Genomic DNA, 17,929 nt, shown 5'->3' with positions numbered 1-17,929 from the left:
GAGGCCGGCGGACGGGAACCGGTTCTGCGGAAGACCTCCGAAGATCACCAGGAGCCATTGAATGGCACGCGTTTCCGGTGTCGACATCCCGCGCGAAAAGCGCGTGGAGGTCGCCCTCACCTACGTGTTCGGCATTGGTCGGACCCTTTCCCAGCTGACGCTGGCCGAGACCGGCATCGACCCCAACACCCGCGTTCGCGACCTCTCGGAAGAGCAGCTCGTCGCGATCCGCGAGTACGTCGACGCCAACATCAAGACCGAGGGTGACCTCCGTCGCGAGATCCAGGCCGACATCCGCCGCAAGGTCGAGATCGGTTGCTACCAGGGTCTCCGTCACCGTCGTGGTCTGCCCGTCCGCGGTCAGCGCACCAGCACGAACGCCCGTACCCGCAAGGGCCCGCGTCGCGCCATCGCCGGCAAGAAGAAGCCGGGCAAGAAGTAGTCCGCAGCGGACAACGCTTCATCAGCGGTCTTCGCTGTAGGACCGACCACCTCCCCGTAGGAGATATAGATGCCCCCCAAGGGTCGTCAGGGCGCTGCCAAGAAGGTGCGCCGCAAGGAAAAGAAGAACGTCGCTCACGGCCACGCGCACATCAAGAGCACGTTCAACAACACCATCGTCTCGATCACGGACCCCTCGGGCAACGTGATCTCCTGGGCCTCCGCCGGCCACGTCGGCTTCAAGGGCTCGCGCAAGTCCACCCCCTTCGCCGCGCAGATGGCCGCCGAGTCGGCCGCCCGTCGCGCGCAGGAGCACGGCATGCGCAAGGTCGACGTCTTCGTGAAGGGCCCGGGCTCGGGTCGCGAGACGGCCATCCGTTCGCTGCAGGCGACCGGTCTTGAGGTCGGCTCCATCCAGGACGTCACCCCCACCCCGCACAACGGCTGCCGTCCGCCCAAGCGCCGCCGCGTCTGACGCACGGTTGTCTCAGGTTTCGGGCGGTACGGCACTCCGGTGCCGTGCCGCCCGTACCCTTGCAGTACTCAAGGACATCAAATAGTGGGTGTCCATGACTGAAGGACTCACTTCATGCTGATCGCTCAGCGTCCCTCGTTGACCGAAGAGGTCGTCGACGAGTTCCGCTCCCGGTTCGTGATCGAGCCGCTGGAGCCGGGCTTCGGCTACACCCTCGGCAACTCCCTGCGTCGTACGCTCCTCTCCTCGATCCCCGGTGCCGCTGTCACCAGCATCCGGATCGACGGTGTCCTGCACGAGTTCACCACCGTGCCGGGCGTCAAGGAGGACGTCACCGACCTGATCCTCAACATCAAGCAGCTGGTCGTCTCCTCGGAGCACGACGAGCCGGTCGTGATGTACCTGCGCAAGCAGGGTCCGGGTCTGGTCACCGCCGCCGACATCGCGCCTCCGGCCGGTGTCGAGGTGCACAACCCCGACCTCGTCCTGGCCACGCTGAACGGCAAGGGCAAGCTGGAGATGGAGCTGACCGTCGAGCGCGGTCGCGGTTACGTCTCCGCCGTGCAGAACAAGCAGGTGGGCCAGGAGATCGGCCGTATCCCGGTCGACTCCATCTACAGCCCGGTGCTGAAGGTCACGTACAAGGTCGAGGCCACGCGTGTCGAGCAGCGGACCGACTTCGACAAGCTGATCGTCGATGTCGAGACCAAGCAGGCCATGCGGCCGCGTGACGCCATGGCGTCGGCCGGCAAGACCCTGGTGGAGCTGTTCGGTCTCGCCCGCGAGCTGAACATCGACGCCGAGGGCATCGACATGGGCCCGTCCCCCACGGACGCCGCCCTTGCCGCCGACCTGGCGCTGCCGATCGAGGAGCTGGAGCTCACGGTCCGCTCCTACAACTGCCTCAAGCGCGAGGGCATCCACTCCGTGGGTGAGCTCGTGGCTCGTTCCGAGGCCGACCTCCTGGACATCCGCAACTTCGGTGCGAAGTCCATCGACGAGGTCAAGGCGAAGCTGGCCGGCATGGGCCTGGCCCTGAAGGACAGCCCGCCCGGATTCGACCCGACGGCCGCGGCGGACGCGTTTGGCGCGGACGATGACGTGGACGCGGGTTTTGTGGAGACCGAGCAGTACTGATCGGTTTTCGGGTGCGGGAGCGCTGTGGCTGGTCGCGCAGTTCCCCGCGCCCCTTCCGGGAGCGCCCCTTCGGGGCTGCTCCCGGATCTCCGACGGGCGATCGCCCGCTCGGACACTGACCTCGGTACCTGATACGGCCGGGGCAGAACCTGAGGAGAAAGACCATGCCGAAGCCCACCAAGGGTGCCCGTCTGGGCGGCAGTGCCGCGCACGAGAAGCTGCTCCTCGCGAACCTCGCGAAGTCGCTCTTCGAGCACGGCCGTATCACCACCACCGAGGCGAAGGCCCGCAAGCTGCGGCCGTACGCCGAGCGTCTGATCACCAAGGGCAAGAAGGGCGACCTTCACAACCGCCGTCAGGTGCTTCAGGTGATCACGGACAAGAGCGTCGTCCACACGCTCTTCACCGAGATCGGCCCGCGCTACGAGAACCGTCCCGGTGGCTACACCCGTATCACCAAGATCGGTAACCGTCGTGGCGACAACGCGCCCATGGCTGTCATCGAGCTGGTCGAGGCGCTGACTGTTGCACAGGCCGCGACGGGTGAGGCCGAGGCGGCCACCAAGCGTGCCGCCAAGGACGCCGAGGCTCCCGTTGAGACCAAGGTCGAGGAGACCCCGGTCGAGGACGCCAAGGCTGACGAGGCGACCGAAGAGACCAAGGACGCGTAACACCGTTTTTGGCTGACTCGCCGTCGTGGCTGGTCGCGCAGTTCCCCGCGCCCCTGAAGGGGCGCACCAGTGGGCCCGTTCCTTCGTGGGACGGGCCCGCTTTTGTGTACCTGAAAGGAATCCAGGGGTGAGTGACGAAGTTCAGCCCGGTCACGTTCGCGTTCGGCTCGATCTCTCCTACGACGGGGCCGACTTCTCCGGGTGGGCCAAGCAGGCCGGGGGGCGGCGGACCGTGCAGGGGGAGATTGAGGAGGCGCTGCGGACCGTTACCCGGTCGGGGGACGTCTCGTACGAGTTGACCGTCGCGGGGCGGACCGATTCCGGGGTGCACGCGCGGGGGCAGGTGGCGCATGTGGATCTGCCGGGGGAGGTGTGGGCCGAGCATCGGGAGAAGCTGCTGAAGCGGCTTGCGGGGCGGCTGGCCAAGGACGTGCGGGTGTGGGCGGTGGCAGAGGCTCCCGCCGGGTTCAACGCCCGGTTCTCGGCCGTGTGGCGGCGGTACGCCTATCGCGTCACCGACCATCCCGGTGGGGTCGACCCGCTGCTGCGCGGGCATGTGCTGTGGCACGACTGGCCGCTGGACGTCGACGCGATGAACGAGGCGGCCCAAGCGCTGCTCGGGGAGCACGACTTCGCGGCCTACTGCAAGCGGCGCGAAGGGGCGACCACGATCCGGACCTTGCAGGAGCTGAGTCTGGTGCGCGGTGAGGACGGGATCGTCACCGCCACCGTGCGGGCCGACGCCTTCTGCCACAACATGGTGCGCTCGCTGATCGGGGCGCTGCTGTTCGTGGGGGACGGGCACCGGGCCCCGGACTGGCCGGGCAAGGTGCTGGCCGCCGGCGTACGGGACTCGGCCGTGCATGTCGTACGGCCGCACGGGCTGACGCTGGAGGAGGTCGGCTACCCGGCCGACGAGCTGCTTGCCGCGCGCAGCAAGGAGGCGCGCAACAAGCGGACGCTGCCCGGGGCCGGGTGCTGTTGAGAGGGTCCCGCTAGTCGGCCGCCGCCGACGCCTGGGCCTCGCCGCGGCGGCGGATCTGGCGGAAGGTGAACTCGGCCAGGTCGTCGCCGGTCGAGAAGACCTTGGTGTCCTTGGTCGTGACGTCCTTGGCGTTGGTGAAGCCGGAGATGGTGAAGTAGGCGTACCGGCCGTAGGAGTTGGTGGTCGTGCGGCAGAGCGCGGCGTCGCAGAAGGACTTCACGCCGGCGCCGGTGAGGGGCTTGACGAAGCCCTTCTTGTCCGCGTCGCCCTTGGCCTTGAGGGCCTTGGCCTCGGTGTCGAAGACGGCCACGCCGACGGTGACCGCGACGCCGTCCTTGCTGTAGGTCACGCGCATCAGGCTGGTGCAGCCGCTCGCGGTGAGGACCTTCGGGAGCGTGCCCTGGGCGGCCGAGGCGCAGTTCTTCGTCTCCGCCGTCGGGCCCTTCTTGTACACGGCCGAGCCCATGGTCAGCTGGGTGCCCGGGAAGAGCAGCGTCACGCTGAGGGGGGCCGTGTCCTTGGCCTTGCTGTCGATGAATTCCTTCGGGTCCAGCGGGGGCGGGGCGCTGGTCGGCTCGAAGGACGGGGCCGCCGCGCTGCCGCTGGGGATGGAGGCGCTGGCGGGCAGGTTGGACGGGTTGCCCGAGGCCTGGTTGCCGCCGTCCGAGGACACGACGGCCATCGCGACGGCGGTGCCTATCGCGATCGTGGCGACCGCGCCGCCGCCTATGAGGAACAGGCGGCGTCTGCGGTTGCGGGTCTCGGACGCCTCGGCGAGTGCGGCCCAGTCCGGGGTGCCGTCACCGCCGCCGTCGGTCCACGGCTGCTGCGATTGCGGTTTCCAGGGATCCCACTGGGACGGGGGCCCTCCCTGCTGCCCAAAGCTCATGGGCCGCATCTTAGACGGGGTACGGCGCGTGCTGGTGCGTCTCAACAGGCTCTGTGGCACCTACCGTTGGCCCGGTGAATATGGAGAAAAGGGATATCTCCGGGTGGTTGGTGCGACCTGCCCGCCGGCAGTTGTGGGTGGCGCTCGCCGCCGTGCTGGGTGCCACGATGGCCCGCACGGCGCGGCTGACCTCGGACGGAGGCATGGACAACGCGATCGTCGTACGGGCCGCGCGGACCTGGTTGGCCGGTGGATCCCCGTATGACGATCCACACTTCCTCTATCTGCCGAGCGCGGTCCTGGCGGCCGCCCCGCAGACCCTGTTGTCCCCTCTTGTACTGCGCGTGCTGGTACCGCTCGTGGTGACCGGGTGTCTGGGGTTCGGCTGGATCTGCGCCCTGCGTCTGTACGGTGTTCCGCTGCGCAGCCGGCTGGCCGCGCTCGGCCCGGTCGCCCTGGCCGCCGGGTTCGCGCCCTTCGGGCACCTGGTGCTGCTGGCGAACTGGACGGCGACGGCCGCGCTCGCGCTGCCGCTGGCCCTGCTGCTCGCGAGCCGGGGCCGGTGGGTGGCGGCGGCCGTGGTGGTGGGCGCGGCGATCGCCCTGAAGCCGCTGCTGGCCCCGCTGGCGCTGCTCTTCGTCTTCGCCCGCCGCTGGCGTGCCCTGGCGGTCCTGGTGGCGCTCCCGGCGCTCGCCTCGGCCGCCGCCGCGCTCCTGCTGCCGGACCCGGCGGGCTTCCTCACCCGCACGCTGCCGTTCCTGCTGCGCGGTGACGACGGTTTCGTACGGCTCTACGAGGCCTCGCCGGCGGCGGTGCTGCCGCGGCTGGGGGTGCCGGCGGCGGTGGCCGGGGCGACGGCGCTGCTCGGGGCCGGCGCGGGGGTGCTGTGCGCGTACCGGCGCTGGCGGCGCGGTGAACCCGGGCCGCTGCGGCTCGCCGAGACCGCGGCGACGCTGATGCTCTCGGCGTTCCTGGTCTCCAGACCGTCGTACGACCACTATCTGGTGGTGGTGCTCCCGGTGCTCCTGGCCGGGCTGCCGCGGGCCGGCTCGGTCGCCCGGAGTCCGTGGTTCTGGCTGGCTCTGGTGCCGCAGCTGCCGGGACTGAGCTGGCCGTACCTGGAGACGGTCCAGCGCCGGGCGTTCAAGGACGCGTTCACGCTGTGCGCACTGGCCGTCACGGTCGCCGTGCACGGCTGGACGCGGTGGGCGCAGGTGCCCGAGAGGGCGCCCGGAGCGGCCGCCGCCGTCACGTTTTGACCCGTCCGGGGCAGCGCGGGTAACCTTGCCAGTTGTTATGCGTATCGGCCTGGTCGTTCTCAGACGAGAGGCCCTTGCGTAGGTTCCCTGGAGCAGTTACCAGTGGGCGGCATACGGGCTTCGTCCCCGGCCATTGTCGTCCCCAGCTGCACGATCGCTTCAGTGATGCCATGTGTCAGCACCCATCCACTGAAGAAGAAGGCTGCGAAGTGCGTACGTACAGCCCCAAGCCCGGCGATGTGACTCGCCAGTGGCACGTCATCGACGCCCAGGACATCGTCCTCGGCCGTCTGGCCACCACTGCCGCGAACCTCCTCCGTGGCAAGCACAAGCCGACCTATGCCCCGCACATGGACATGGGCGACTTCGTCATCATCATCAACGCCGACAAGGTTCACCTGTCCGGCAACAAGAAGACCCAGAAGCTGGCGTACCGCCACTCCGGTTACCCGGGTGGTCTGCGCTCCGTCCGTTACGACGAGCTGCTGGCGAAGAACCCCGAGAAGGCCGTCGAGAAGGCCATCAAGGGCATGATCCCCAAGAACACCCTGGGCCGTCAGATGCTCTCGAAGCTGAAGGTCTACTCGGGCGACCAGCACCCGCACGCTGCCCAGCAGCCGGTGCCGTTCGAGATCACCCAGGTCGCGCAGTAGTTCCGGCCACAACCCCCTAAGACAGAAAAGAATCTGAGGAGAACCGTGGCCGAGACCACTGTCGAGACGCCCGTCGAGGGCGAAGAGATCGTCGACATCGAGAGCTACACCACCGAGTCCGACGCGCCCGTCGAGGGCGAGTACACGTCGGAGTCGACCGCGTCCCGCTTCGGCGACCCGCAGCCGGCCGCCGGCCTGGGCCGTCGCAAGAACGCCATCGCCCGCGTCCGGATCGTCCCGGGCACCGGCAAGTGGAAGATCAACGGTCGCACCCTTGAGGACTACTTCCCCAACAAGGTGCACCAGCAGGAAGTCAACGAGCCCTTCAAGGTGCTCGAGCTTGAGGGCCGCTACGACGTCATCGCGCGCATCGCGGGTGGCGGCGTCTCCGGTCAGGCCGGTGCCCTGCGCCTCGGCGTGGCCCGCGCCCTGAACGAGGCCGACGTGGACAACAACCGCGGCGCCCTCAAGAAGGCCGGCTTCCTCCGTCGCGACGACCGTGCGGTCGAGCGCAAGAAGGCCGGTCTCAAGAAGGCCCGTAAGGCCCCGCAGTACAGCAAGCGCTAATCACAGCTGCCTGCTCGTACTCCGAACGCCCCGGCGGCACGCCACAGTGCCGTCGGGGCGTTCGTTTATCGCGGTGGTGGGCGTATAACGGCACAAGGCGCTCAAAGGCTTGTGTGATCGGATGGCCAGGTGATGAATGCATGAACTGCATGGATTGCCTGGGACGCGAAAGCCGTGGGTGCGGGCCGCATCCATCAGAACTGCATCAGCACCGGCTTCCGTAACTGACGCTTCCTCAGGAGGACAAGTGGGACGACTCTTCGGCACGGACGGCGTGCGCGGCGTCGCCAACGCGGACCTGACGGCGGAGCTGGCCCTCGGCCTCTCCGTGGCCGCGGCGCACGTACTGGCCGAGGCGGGCTCCTTCGAGGGGCATCGGCCCACGGCGGTGGTCGGCCGGGATCCGCGGGCGTCCGGGGAGTTCCTGGAGGCGGCCGTGGTCGCGGGCCTGGCCAGCTCGGGCGTGGACGTACTGCTCGTCGGTGTGCTGCCCACCCCCGCGGTGGCGTATCTCACCGGCGTGCTGGGCGCCGACCTCGGCGTGATGCTCTCCGCGAGCCACAACGCCATGCCCGACAACGGACTGAAGTTCCTCGCGCGCGGCGGGCACAAGCTCGACGACGAGCTGGAGGAGCGGATCGAGAAGATCTACGAGGAGCACCGCACCGGCGCGCCCTGGGACCGCCCCACCGGCTCGGGCGTCGGCCGGGTCCGGCGCTACAACGAGGGCTTCGACCAGTACGTCGCCCACCTCATCGGCGTACTCCCCAACCGGCTCGACGGGCTGAAGATCGTCCTGGACGAGGCGCACGGCGCTGCCTCCCGGGTCTCGCCGGAGGCGTTCTCGCGGGCCGGCGCCGAGGTCATCACGATCGGTGCGGATCCGGACGGGCTCAACATCAACGACGGGTGCGGGTCGACCCACCTGGAGCTGCTCAAGGCGGCCGTCGTCGAGCACGGGGCGGACTTCGGTATCGCGCACGACGGTGACGCGGACCGCTGCCTGGCCGTGGACCACACCGGTGACGACGTCGACGGCGACCAGATCATGGCCGTGCTCGCGCTGGCGATGCGCGAGCGGGGCGCTCTGCGGTCGGACACCGTTGTCGCGACGGTCATGTCCAACCTCGGCTTCAAGCTGGCCATGGAGCGGGAGGGGCTGACGATCATCCAGACCGCCGTCGGTGACCGGTATGTGCTGGAGGAGATGAAGGAGCACGGGTACGCGCTGGGGGGTGAGCAGTCCGGGCACGTGATCATTCTCGATCACGCGACGACCGGGGACGGGACGTTGACCGGGCTCATGCTCGCGGCGCGGGTCGCTTCCAGCGGGCGGTCGTTGCGGGAACTGGCTTCTGTGATGGAGCGGTTGCCTCAGGTGTTGATCAATGTGCCGGATGTCGATCGAGGTCGGGTGGGTAGTTCGGCGGAGCTGGCTACTGCCGTTGCTGAGGCTGAGCGGGAACTCGGGGCTACGGGGCGGGTGTTGCTTCGGCCGTCGGGGACCGAACCGTTGGTTCGGGTGATGGTGGAGGCGGCGGATATTGATCAGGCTCGGTCTGTGGCGGGGCGGTTGGCTGATGCGGTGAAGTCGGCGCTGGGTTAGATTCTCGGTTCCGGGTTCGGGGTGGGGGATCTGTGTGGTGCGGGCTGCGGGTTTGTTGTGGCTGGTCGCGCAGTTCCTCGCGCCCCTGAGGGCGATGCCCTAGACGGCGTTTCGGTGGCGCCGTTGGCTTGACCACAGCCACTTCTGTGCGAGCAGCGTGAGAGTGCCTGCCAGGACGATTCCCAGCAGGTTCAGGAGCAGTTGCTCCGTCGAGCCCCAGGCCTGCCTGTACTCGTTGTAGGTGAAGGCCACGGCCGCGTTCGCGGCGGCCGGGACCGTGGTGACCGAGATGGCCACGCCTACCAGGAGGCCCGACTTCGCCGAGGTCAGGGAGAGGGTGCCGGCGATGCCGGCGAGGACTGCCACGACGAAGGAGAACGCGTCGGGCTGGTAGATGAAGTTGGTGTTGGGGCGCTCGGCCTCCAGGCGGACCTTGCTGAACAGGTCCACGGCGTCCATGAAGTAGCTGAAGCCGACCGTGACCAGCATGGCGAAGGCGAAGCCGACGAGCAGGGCGATCAGGGAGCGCAGGGCGAGGCGGGGCGCGCGGCGCACGATCGCCGTGCAGATGCCGGCCAGCGGGCCGAACTCGGGGCCGACCGCCATCGCGCCGACGATCAGGATCGCGTTGTCGAGCACCACACCGCAGGCCGCGATCATCGTGGCGAGCGTGATGAAGGCGACGTAGGTGACCGAGAGCGTCGACTCCTCGTGCGACGCCTCGGCGAGGTGCTCCCACAGGACCGCGTCGGCGCCCTCGCCGGGTGCGTCCGCCTCCGCCTTGTCGGCGCGCTCGGACAGCGACAGGTCGATGTTGTCGACGGCGATGGAACCCGTGCGGTCCAGGTCCAACTCCCTTAGCCCGGCGATGAGTTCGTCGCCGGCCTCGCGGGCCACGTCGCACAGTACGACGTCCCCTGCGGGGTCGCGGGCGGCGCCCGGCAGCACGACGAGGTGGGTGGTGCCGACCGTCTTCTCGATCAGGCGGACCACGTCGTCGGTACGGGCGGAGGGGGTGATCAGGCGGAGGTGGAGCATGGGGGCAGGCTAACGGTCGGAGCCCGGTCAGAGTTTGCGCAGGCTCAGTCGCTGGACCTTGTGGTCCTGGCCCTTGCGGATGATGAGGGTGGCGCGGCCTCGGGTGGGGGCGATGTTCTCGACGAGGTTGGGCTTGTTGATGGTGCGCCAGAGGGTGCGGGCGTAGTCGAGGGCCTCCTCCTCGGAGACCTGGGTGTACTTGCGGAAGTAGGAGTCCGGGTTCTGGAAGGCGGTCTGGCGCAGCTTCTTGAACCGGCTGAGGTACCAGCGCTCGATGTCGTCGCCGCTCGCGTCGACGTAGACGCTGAAGTCGAAGTAGTCGGCGAGACCGACGCGGGTGCGGCCGTCCTTGCCGGGGAGGGCGGGCTGCAGGACGTTCAGGCCCTCGACGATCAGGATGTCCGGGCGGCGGACCGTGAGGCGCCGGTCCGGGACGATGTCGTAGATCAGGTGGGAGTAGACGGGGGCGGTGACCTCGTCCTTGCCGGCCTTGATGTCGGCGACGAAGCGGGTGAGTGCTCGGCGGTCGTAGGACTCCGGGAAGCCCTTGCGTGACATCAGGCCGCGGGCCTCCAGTTCCCGGGTGGGGAGGAGGAAGCCGTCGGTGGTGACCAGTTCCACGCGGGGGTGTTCGGGCCAGCGGGAGAGCAGGGCCTGGAGGAGGCGGGCGACGGTGGACTTCCCGACCGCCACCGAGCCGGCTACGCCTATGACGAACGGGGTGCCGGACTGGGAGCCCTGTTCGCCCAGGAAGGTGTTCAGGGCGTTTCTCAGACCGTCCGTGGCGCCGACGTAGAGATTGAGGAGTCTGGACAGCGGGAGGTAGATGTCCCGCACCTCGTCGAGGTCGATGACATCGCCCAGACCGCGCAGCTTCTCGACCTCCTCGGCGGTGAGCGGCAGCGGCGTCTTGTCGCGCAGCGCGCTCCACTCGGATCGGGTGAGGTCGACGTAGGGAGTCGCCTCCGGCCTGTGCCGGTGGGCGCTCCGGGGCATCGGGGAGACCGGAGAGATCACAGTCCATTGTTAACGGAGTTTGAACGGGGTGGGGGGTGGGGTGGGTCACGTGGGAGCTGTCCGCGATCTTCAGGTGTCATCGGCCCGTCACCAGGACCATGGTTCCGAAGCCGTGTCTGTCCGGCGCTTCGACCTCGAAACCCGCCGAGGTGAGGATCCCCATGAGGGCGGCCTGCATGTGATCGAGCACGTTGCTGAAGTGGCGGACGACCGGCGGTGGGTCCGCGTAGTCGATGCCTCTGGCGAAGAGGTCGAGTGCGGGATCGCGCAGCTCCGCGTCCGTGCGCCAACTCGCGTACACACCGCCGTCGACGAACGGCGTCACGTGTACGTCCACGCCGGGCAGGATGTCCGGATCGCCGGTGAGGTCACGTCGGTGCACCGGCAGACCGACGAGTCGCAGTTCCCGACACACTCGCTCGGCCAGCGCCCGGCGCTCTTCGACGATCTCCGGCGAGGCCTTCGGAGGCGGGTCGCCTAGGGGGTCGTCGGTCATGGGCTCTCCGGAGCGAACGTGGGGCTCGCCTCAAGACGGCTTCCGGTCGAGGGTGGCATGTTCTGATCATGGCCGTAATTTCCGGAATCGGGCAGGACGTGCCGTGTTTTGGCCGCTTTCGGTGTCTAGGCTGCCGCCCATGTGCGGAATCGTGGGATACGTGGGGTCGCAGTCGGCGCTTGATGTGGTGATGGCCGGGCTGAAGCGGCTGGAGTACCGGGGGTACGACTCGGCCGGGGTCGCTGTGCTCGCGGACGGGGGGCTGGCGGCGGCGAAGAAGGCCGGGAAGCTTGTCAATCTCGAGAAGGAGTTGGTGGAGCGGCCTCTGCCTGCCGGCGGGAACGGCATCGGGCATACGCGGTGGGCCACGCACGGTGGGCCGACCGACGCGAACGCCCATCCTCATCTCGACAACGCCGGGCGGGTCGCCGTCGTCCACAACGGGATCATCGAGAACTTCGCCCTGCTGCGGGACGAGTTGGCCGAGCGGGGGCATGAGTTTGCTTCCGAGACCGATACCGAAGTGGTCGCGCATCTGCTCGCCGAGGAGTTCTCCGTCACCGCCGATCTCGCGGAGGCGATGCGGCTCGTGTGCCGGCGGTTGGAAGGGGCCTTCACGCTCGTCGCCGTGCATGCTGACGCGCCGGACGTCGTCGTGGGGGCGCGGCGGAACTCGCCCCTGGTGGTGGGTGTCGGTGAAGGCGAGGCCTTTCTCGCCTCCGACGTCGCCGCGTTCATCGCCCACACGCGGTCGGCGGTCGAGCTCGGGCAGGACCAGGTCGTCGAGTTGCGGCGGGACGGCGTGACGGTCACCGGGTTCGACGGGACCCCGGCCGAGGTCCGCTCCTACCACGTCGACTGGGACGCCTCCGCCGCCGAGAAGGGCGGCTACGACTACTTCATGCTCAAGGAGATCGCCGAGCAGCCGAAGGCCGTCGCCGACACGTTGCTCGGCCGCATCGACGCGGAGGGGCTGCTGCGCCTTGACGAGGTCCGGATCCCGGTGCACGAGCTGCGCGAGGTCGACAAGGTCGTCATCGTCGCGTGCGGTACGGCCTTCCACGCCGGGCTCATCGCCAAGTACGCCATCGAGCACTGGACGCGGATCCCGTGCGAGGTGGAGCTCGCGAGCGAGTTCCGGTACCGGGATCCGATCCTGGGCGCGCGGTCGTTGGTGATCGCCATCTCGCAGTCCGGGGAGACCATGGACACGCTCATGGCGCTACGGCACGCCCGTGAGCAGGGTTCGAAGGTGCTGGCCATCTGCAACACCAACGGGTCGACGATTCCCCGTGAGTCGGACGCGGTTCTCTACACCCACGCCGGGCCCGAGGTGGCCGTCGCGTCGACCAAGGCGTTTCTGACGCAGCTGGTGGCGTGTTATCTCGTCGCGCTGTATCTCGGGCAGGTGCGCGGCACGAAGTGGGGCGACGAGATCGGGGCCGTCATCCGGGACCTGGCCCAGATCGGCGGCGAGGTCGAGCGGGTCCTCGAAACCATGGAGCCCGTACGGGAGTTGGCGCGGTCCCTCGCCGACAAGGACACGGTGTTGTTCCTCGGCCGGCATGTCGGGTATCCCGTCGCGTTGGAGGGGGCACTGAAGCTGAAAGAACTCGCTTACATGCACGCGGAGGGCTTCGCGGCGGGGGAGTTGAAGCACGGGCCGATCGCCCTGATCGAGCCGGATCTGCCGGTCGTGGTGGTCGTCCCGTCGCCCCGGGGGCGGTCCGTGCTGCACGACAAGATCGTGTCCAACATCCAGGAGATCAGGGCCCGAGGGGCGATGACCATCGTCATCGCGGAGGAGGGGGACGAGGCGGTGGTGCCGTACGCCGACCATCTGATCCGGATCCCCGCGACGCCGACGTTGCTCCAACCGATGGTCGCCACCGTGCCGTTGCAGGTCTTCGCGTGTGAACTCGCCACGGCTCGGGGCAACGAGGTGGACCAGCCGCGGAACCTGGCGAAGTCGGTGACGGTGGAGTGAGACACGGGCCGTCCGCCACCGGGCGCCCCGCCATAGGGTGCTCCGCATGAGCATCATCGGGGTCGGAATCGACGTGGCCGAGATCGACCGGTTCGCGGCGTCGCTCAAGCGCACGCCCGGGATGGCGGACCGGCTGTTCGTGGAGAGCGAGTTGCTGCTGCCCAGCGGGGAGCGTCGCGGTGTCGCCTCGCTGGCCGCGCGGTTCGCGGCCAAGGAGGCGCTGGCCAAGGCGCTCGGGGCGCCGGCCGGGCTGCTGTGGACCGACGCCGAGGTGTACGTCGAGGAGAGCGGGCAGCCTCGGCTGCGGGTGAAGGGGACCGTCGCCGCGAAGGCGGCGGAGTTGGGCGTGCGGTCCTGGCACGTGTCGCTCAGCCATGACGCCGGGGTCGCGTCGGCCGTGGTGCTCGCCGAGGGCTGATCCGGGCGCCCGGGTGCGTTGATCCTCGTCTGCGCGAGAGACTCGACCCATGCGTACTGCGTACAGCGTGGAGACGGTAAGGACCGCCGAGCGGGCCCTCATGGCGCGGCTTCCCGATGGGGCGCTGATGCAACGCGCCGCCGCCGGGCTGGCCGTCGCCTGTGCGGACTTGCTCGGGCGCGTCTACGGCAGGCGGATCGTCCTGCTCGTCGGCAGCGGGGACAACGGCGGCGACGCGCTGTACGCCGGCGCGCGCCTCGCCCGGCGGGGGGCGGGGGTCGCGGCCGTACTGCTCGCGCCTGACCGGGCCCATGCCGGGGGGCTGGAAGCGTTTCGGCGGGCCGGGGGGCGGGTTGTCGAATCCGGAACCGTCAATTCCGCTCTTTGTGTCGACACCGTCGAAGAAGCCATTCTCCGGGCCGATCTCGTCGTCGACGGGATTGTCGGGATCGGTGGCAGCGGAGGGCTGCGGCCCGACGCGGAGCGGTTGGCCGAGGTCGTCGCCGAGGCCCGCGTCCCCGTCGTCGCCGTCGATCTGCCCAGTGGGGTCGAGGCGGGTAGTGGTGAGGTGCGAGGGGCTGCCGTGCGGGCCGACCTCACCGTCACCTTCGGCGCGCACAAGCCCGCCCTGCTGATCGATCCCGCGCGGGAGTACGCCGGGTCCGTGCGGCTCGTCGACATCGGGCTGGGGGACGTACTCCCCGAAGAGCCCGAGCTGGAGGCCCTGCAGCATGCGGACGTGGCCGCGCTGCTTCCCGTGCCCGGCGCCGAGAGCGACAAGTACCGGCGGGGTGTCGTCGGGATCGCGGCCGGGTCGGCGCGCTATCCGGGCGCGGCCGTGCTCGCCGTCGCCGGGGCGCTGCGGGGCGGCGCCGGGGCTGTGCGGTACGTCGGTCCTGCCGCGGACGCCGTGCTCGCGCGGTTCCCCGAGGTGCTGGTCTCCGACCAGGGGCCCAAGCACGCCGGGCGGGTTCAGGCGTGGGTCGTCGGGCCCGGGGCCGGGGACGACGCGTCGCACGTGGGCGAGGTGCTGGCCGCCGACGTGCCCGTGCTGATCGACGCCGACGGCCTGCGGCTCGCCGACCGGGATGCCGTACGGGCCCGTACCGCGCCGACGCTGATGACCCCGCACGCCGGTGAGGCCGCCGCGCTGCTCGGCGTGGCCCGCGAGCAGGTCGAGGGGGCCCGGCTGGCGTCGGCGCGGGAACTGGCGGCGCGCTACGGGGCGACCGTCCTGCTCAAGGGGTCGACCACGTTGATCGCCGACGCCGACGGCGGCGCCGTACGCGTCAATCCCACCGGGACCGGGTGGCTGGCCACCGCCGGCAGCGGTGACGTCCTGTCCGGCCTCGGCGGGTCGCTGCTCGCGGCCGGGCTCAGCGCACTGGACGCGGGGAGCGTGGCCGCGTATCTGCACGGGCTGGCCGGCAGGTTCGCCTCGGACGGGGCGCCGGTGGGGGCGCACGACGTGGCCGAGGCGGTCGTACGGGCGTGGAGGGATGTGCGCGACCAGTGAGGGAGACCGCCGCGGCGAACCATGAGGGAGGTCGCCTCGGCGGCCCATGAGGGGGTGGAGGGGACCAATACGGGGATGTACGCGGCTACGTATGGGTGACCCCGTCCGCGTGCCACCCCCGCCCCGAGCCCCGGGCGCGTTTCTCTGATCGCATGATCAGCAGACGTATCGCATGTCGAAGTGTTGCCGTGGTCCTCGCCGTCGTGACGGCCCTTCCCGTCACCGCCCTTTCCGGTGGTGCCGCCTGGGCCGCGCCCGTGCCGCCCGTTCCCCCCGTCTCCGGTCCCGAGGCCGAGCTGGTGCCCGGGGTCGCCCCGGGTCCCTATCAGCCGTGGCAGATCGATACGCCCGACCAGGTGTTGCCGCCGCAGGTGTACACGCCTACTCGGGCGGAGGACGCCGTGGAGCCGCGGGAGGCCGCGGAGGGGACGTACGACCTCATCGAGTACGTGCCGCTCGGGGACGCCGTCGCGAAGGTGGCGTGCAGCAAGCGGACCGGGCCCTATCAGCGGCCGGTCGAGCGGTGGCTGAAGCTGAAGGCGGACGGGAAGCAGTCGGCGGCCGACTGCAAGGCCATCCGGAAATTTCAGGTGAAGCAGAAGATCAAGCCTGCTATCGGCTTCGCCGGGCCTGTGACCTGGGCGACCATGCAGTACATCGGGGCCCGGAAGAATCCGAACGCCAAGAAGCTGTGCCCGGTTAAGTCGTACCGGGTCGCCTGCGTCGATCTCAATCGCGAGCTGACCTGGGTGCAGAAGGGCAAGAAGGTCGTCTTCGGGCCGGTGCCGATGCGCAGCGGGCGGACCGGGCACCGGACCCGGCTCGGGTGGCACAAGGTCTTCTGGAAGCACAAGAACCACTGGTCGACCCTGTACAACTCGCCCATGCCGTATGCCCAGTTCTTCGACGGCGGGCAGGCATTTCACGCCGTCTACGGGAGCATCTACACGACCACCGGGTCCTGGGGCTGCGTCAACTTGCGTCTCGGCGACGCCCGGAAGCTGTGGGGCGTGCTGAAGAAGGGCGACCGGGTGTACGTCTGGGGACACCGGCCCGGCAACTAGCCGGTGCGTGAACATTTCCTCCGTCACGCCCGCTGAGCGCAGCGCCGGGAGCACCTCGCCGTGCAGGGGCGTGTAGTGCCAGTTCGGGGCGATCTGCTCGCGCACGCGGCCGAGCCCGATGACGGTGGGGTCGACGATCGTGGTCACGCCGGTCGCGGCCAGGGCCCGCAGCCGGGTCACCGCGTCGGCGATCCGCTCCCGCTCGTCCCACGTCTCCGGCAGGCTCTGCCGGAGCTCCTCGCTGAGGACGAAGACGTGCTCGTGCTGCCGGAACGACTCTCACAGCGGGCCGGCCGGGCCGTCTTTCGCGCCGGCGCGCGCTTCTTTCCCCCGGACGCGCGCCTCGGCCGGGAACGCCCTTGCCCCGGACCACCGGACGGGTTCCTGGTGTTGTCACAGCCCTCTGAGAGACTGGGGACGCCATGAATGAGACAGCAACTGCCCCGACCGCACCGCTGCGCGCCCGTGCCGAGATCGATCTGGCCGCCCTGCGCGCCAATGTGCGGACTCTGCGCGCCCTCGCGCCGGGTGCGGAGCTCATGGCCGTCGTGAAGTCCGAGGCGTACGGCCACGGTGCGGTGCCGTGCGCCCGCGCGGCCGTCGAGGCGGGGGCCGGCTGGCTCGGCACGGCGACGCCCGAGGAGGCGCTCGCGCTGCGGCGGGCCGAGGGGCTCACGCCCGAGCGGGTGCGGGTCATGTGCTGGCTGTGGACGCCCGGCGGCCCCTGGCGGGACGCCATCGAGGCCGACATCGACGTCTCCGTCAGCGGGATGTGGGCCCTGGAGGAGGTCACCGCGGCCGCGCGTGCCGCCGGGCTCCCCGCGCGCGTGCAGCTCAAGGCCGACACCGGGCTCGGGCGGAACGGGTGCCAGCCGGGCGAGGACTGGGCCGAGTTGGTCGCCGCCGCCCTGCGCGCCGAGGAGGAGGGGCTGGTCCGCGTCACCGGCCTCTGGTCCCACTTCGCCTGCGCCGACGAGCCCGGGCACCCCTCCATCGCCGCCCAGCTCACCCTCTTCCGGGAGATGCTGGCGTACGCCGAGGGCCAGGGCGTGCGCCCCGAGGTGCGGCACATCGCCAACTCGCCGGCCACGCTCACGCTCCCCGACGCCCACTTCGACCTCGTCCGCACCGGGATCGCCCTCTACGGCATCTCGCCCAGCCCGGAGGTCGGCACCCCGGCCGACTTCGGACTGCGCCCGGTGATGACGCTCGCGGCGAACATCGCCCTCGTGAAGCACGTACCCGGGGGTCACGGCGTCAGTTACGGGCATCACTACACCACCCCCGGCGAGACCACCCTCGGGCTCGTGCCCGTCGGCTACGCGGACGGCATCCCGCGGCACGCCTCCGGCACCGGTCCGGTCCTGGTCGACGGCAAGTGGCGGACGGTCGCCGGGCGGGTCGCGATGGACCAGTTCGTGGTCGACCTCGGCGGGGACGAGCCGCCGCCCGGCACGGAGGCGGTGCTGTTCGGACCGGGCGACCGGGGCGAGCCCACGGCCGAGGACTGGGCGCAGGCCGCGGGCACCATCGCGTACGAGATCGTCACGCGCATCGGATCGCGCGTTCCCCGCGTCTATGTGAATACGGCTACTTGAACGAGGAACGAGCTGTGAACAGGGAACAGGTGGGGTAACCCCCTCGGGGGACACCGCGCCGGTGACACCTGTTACTACGGCACCACCGGCACCACCGGCACCACCGGCACCA

Annotated in this window: 18 protein-coding genes and 1 pseudogene; 14 read left to right on the top strand and 5 right to left on the bottom strand. The window is 69.8% G+C overall.

Annotated features, from left to right (window positions below; genetic code table 11):
* Positions 1-61 precede the first annotated feature (61 nt).
* The 5 genes from rpsM (at position 62) to truA (ending at position 3,709) form a co-directional block, all read left to right on the top strand.
* Positions 62-442: a 30S ribosomal protein S13 gene (rpsM, locus tag ACIQI8_RS22460; protein WP_019055531.1), complete on the top strand. Its 381-nt coding sequence runs from the start codon at positions 62-64 to the stop codon at positions 440-442.
* Between the two features lie 69 nt (positions 443-511).
* On the top strand, positions 512-916 hold the full coding sequence (rpsK, locus tag ACIQI8_RS22455) for a 30S ribosomal protein S11 (RefSeq protein ID WP_003956432.1): 405 nt from the start codon (positions 512-514) through the stop codon (positions 914-916).
* A gap of 114 nt (positions 917-1,030) precedes the next feature.
* Positions 1,031-2,053, top strand: a complete 1,023-nt coding sequence (locus ACIQI8_RS22450; protein WP_019055532.1) for a DNA-directed RNA polymerase subunit alpha — start codon at positions 1,031-1,033, stop codon at positions 2,051-2,053.
* Between the two features lie 164 nt (positions 2,054-2,217).
* Positions 2,218-2,724, top strand: coding sequence for a 50S ribosomal protein L17 (gene rplQ, locus ACIQI8_RS22445; RefSeq protein WP_402353291.1), 507 nt, complete (start codon positions 2,218-2,220; stop codon positions 2,722-2,724).
* A gap of 127 nt (positions 2,725-2,851) precedes the next feature.
* A complete protein-coding gene (gene truA, locus ACIQI8_RS22440) occupies positions 2,852-3,709 on the top strand; it encodes a tRNA pseudouridine(38-40) synthase TruA (protein ID WP_402353288.1) in 858 nt (285 codons plus the stop codon).
* 10 nt (positions 3,710-3,719) lie between these two features.
* Here the strand turns inward: truA and ACIQI8_RS22435 are convergent, their stop codons facing one another.
* On the bottom strand, positions 3,720-4,598 hold the full coding sequence (locus tag ACIQI8_RS22435; protein WP_402353286.1) for a hypothetical protein: 879 nt from the start codon (positions 4,596-4,598) through the stop codon (positions 3,720-3,722).
* Between the two features lie 80 nt (positions 4,599-4,678).
* Between ACIQI8_RS22435 and ACIQI8_RS22430 the strand changes: the two genes are divergently transcribed.
* From ACIQI8_RS22430 to glmM, 4 genes are all read left to right on the top strand, one after another.
* Positions 4,679-5,857 (top strand): glycosyltransferase 87 family protein, encoded by a 1,179-nt coding sequence (locus ACIQI8_RS22430; RefSeq protein ID WP_402353283.1) that lies wholly within the window; start codon positions 4,679-4,681, stop codon positions 5,855-5,857.
* A gap of 209 nt (positions 5,858-6,066) precedes the next feature.
* Positions 6,067-6,510: a 50S ribosomal protein L13 gene (gene rplM, locus ACIQI8_RS22425; protein WP_045559465.1), complete on the top strand. Its 444-nt coding sequence runs from the start codon at positions 6,067-6,069 to the stop codon at positions 6,508-6,510.
* Between the two features lie 45 nt (positions 6,511-6,555).
* Positions 6,556-7,077, top strand: coding sequence for a 30S ribosomal protein S9 (gene rpsI / locus ACIQI8_RS22420; RefSeq protein WP_402353280.1), 522 nt, complete (start codon positions 6,556-6,558; stop codon positions 7,075-7,077).
* 247 nt (positions 7,078-7,324) lie between these two features.
* Entirely contained in the window at positions 7,325-8,683 is a 1,359-nt protein-coding gene (gene glmM, locus ACIQI8_RS22415; protein WP_402353277.1) for a phosphoglucosamine mutase, read from the top strand.
* A 99-nt stretch (positions 8,684-8,782) separates the two neighbouring features.
* Here the strand turns inward: glmM and ACIQI8_RS22410 are convergent, their stop codons facing one another.
* From ACIQI8_RS22410 to ACIQI8_RS22400, 3 genes are all read right to left on the bottom strand, one after another.
* Positions 8,783-9,721 (bottom strand): DUF389 domain-containing protein, encoded by a 939-nt coding sequence (locus ACIQI8_RS22410; protein ID WP_402353274.1) that lies wholly within the window; start codon positions 9,719-9,721, stop codon positions 8,783-8,785.
* A 27-nt stretch (positions 9,722-9,748) separates the two neighbouring features.
* Complete coding sequence (coaA, locus tag ACIQI8_RS22405; protein ID WP_402353271.1) at positions 9,749-10,717, bottom strand: type I pantothenate kinase; 969 nt, start codon at positions 10,715-10,717, stop codon at positions 9,749-9,751.
* Between the two features lie 97 nt (positions 10,718-10,814).
* The gene (locus ACIQI8_RS22400) at positions 10,815-11,234 is read right to left on the bottom strand and encodes a hypothetical protein (RefSeq protein ID WP_402353268.1); all 420 of its coding nucleotides are present in this window, start codon (positions 11,232-11,234) and stop codon (positions 10,815-10,817) included.
* A gap of 139 nt (positions 11,235-11,373) precedes the next feature.
* Between ACIQI8_RS22400 and glmS the strand changes: the two genes are divergently transcribed.
* The 4 genes from glmS to ACIQI8_RS22380 all read left to right on the top strand — a co-directional run bounded on the left by glmS (position 11,374) and on the right by ACIQI8_RS22380 (position 16,219).
* Positions 11,374-13,221: a glutamine--fructose-6-phosphate transaminase (isomerizing) gene (gene glmS / locus ACIQI8_RS22395; RefSeq protein ID WP_402353265.1), complete on the top strand. Its 1,848-nt coding sequence runs from the start codon at positions 11,374-11,376 to the stop codon at positions 13,219-13,221.
* Between the two features lie 46 nt (positions 13,222-13,267).
* Positions 13,268-13,639 (top strand): holo-ACP synthase, encoded by a 372-nt coding sequence (locus tag ACIQI8_RS22390; RefSeq protein ID WP_402353262.1) that lies wholly within the window; start codon positions 13,268-13,270, stop codon positions 13,637-13,639.
* 49 nt (positions 13,640-13,688) lie between these two features.
* Positions 13,689-15,155, top strand: a complete 1,467-nt coding sequence (locus tag ACIQI8_RS22385) for an NAD(P)H-hydrate dehydratase (RefSeq protein ID WP_402353259.1) — start codon at positions 13,689-13,691, stop codon at positions 15,153-15,155.
* 152 nt (positions 15,156-15,307) lie between these two features.
* Entirely contained in the window at positions 15,308-16,219 is a 912-nt protein-coding gene (locus ACIQI8_RS22380; RefSeq protein WP_402353256.1) for a L,D-transpeptidase, read from the top strand.
* A 105-nt stretch (positions 16,220-16,324) separates the two neighbouring features.
* Here the strand turns inward: ACIQI8_RS22380 and ACIQI8_RS22375 are convergent.
* Positions 16,325-16,474: pseudogene (locus ACIQI8_RS22375) on the bottom strand (phosphotriesterase-related protein); the annotation flags it as partial.
* Positions 16,475-16,641: 167 nt separating this feature from the next.
* Here ACIQI8_RS22375 and alr point away from each other — a divergent pair.
* A complete protein-coding gene (gene alr, locus ACIQI8_RS22370; RefSeq protein WP_402353253.1) occupies positions 16,642-17,817 on the top strand; it encodes an alanine racemase in 1,176 nt (391 codons plus the stop codon).
* The last annotated feature ends 112 nt before the right edge of the window (positions 17,818-17,929 follow it).

The sequence above is a fragment of the Streptomyces sp. NPDC092369 genome (assembly GCF_044755245.1).
Lineage (GTDB): Bacteria > Actinomycetota > Actinomycetes > Streptomycetales > Streptomycetaceae > Streptomyces.
This window is presented reverse-complemented; position numbering and strand designations above follow the sequence as displayed.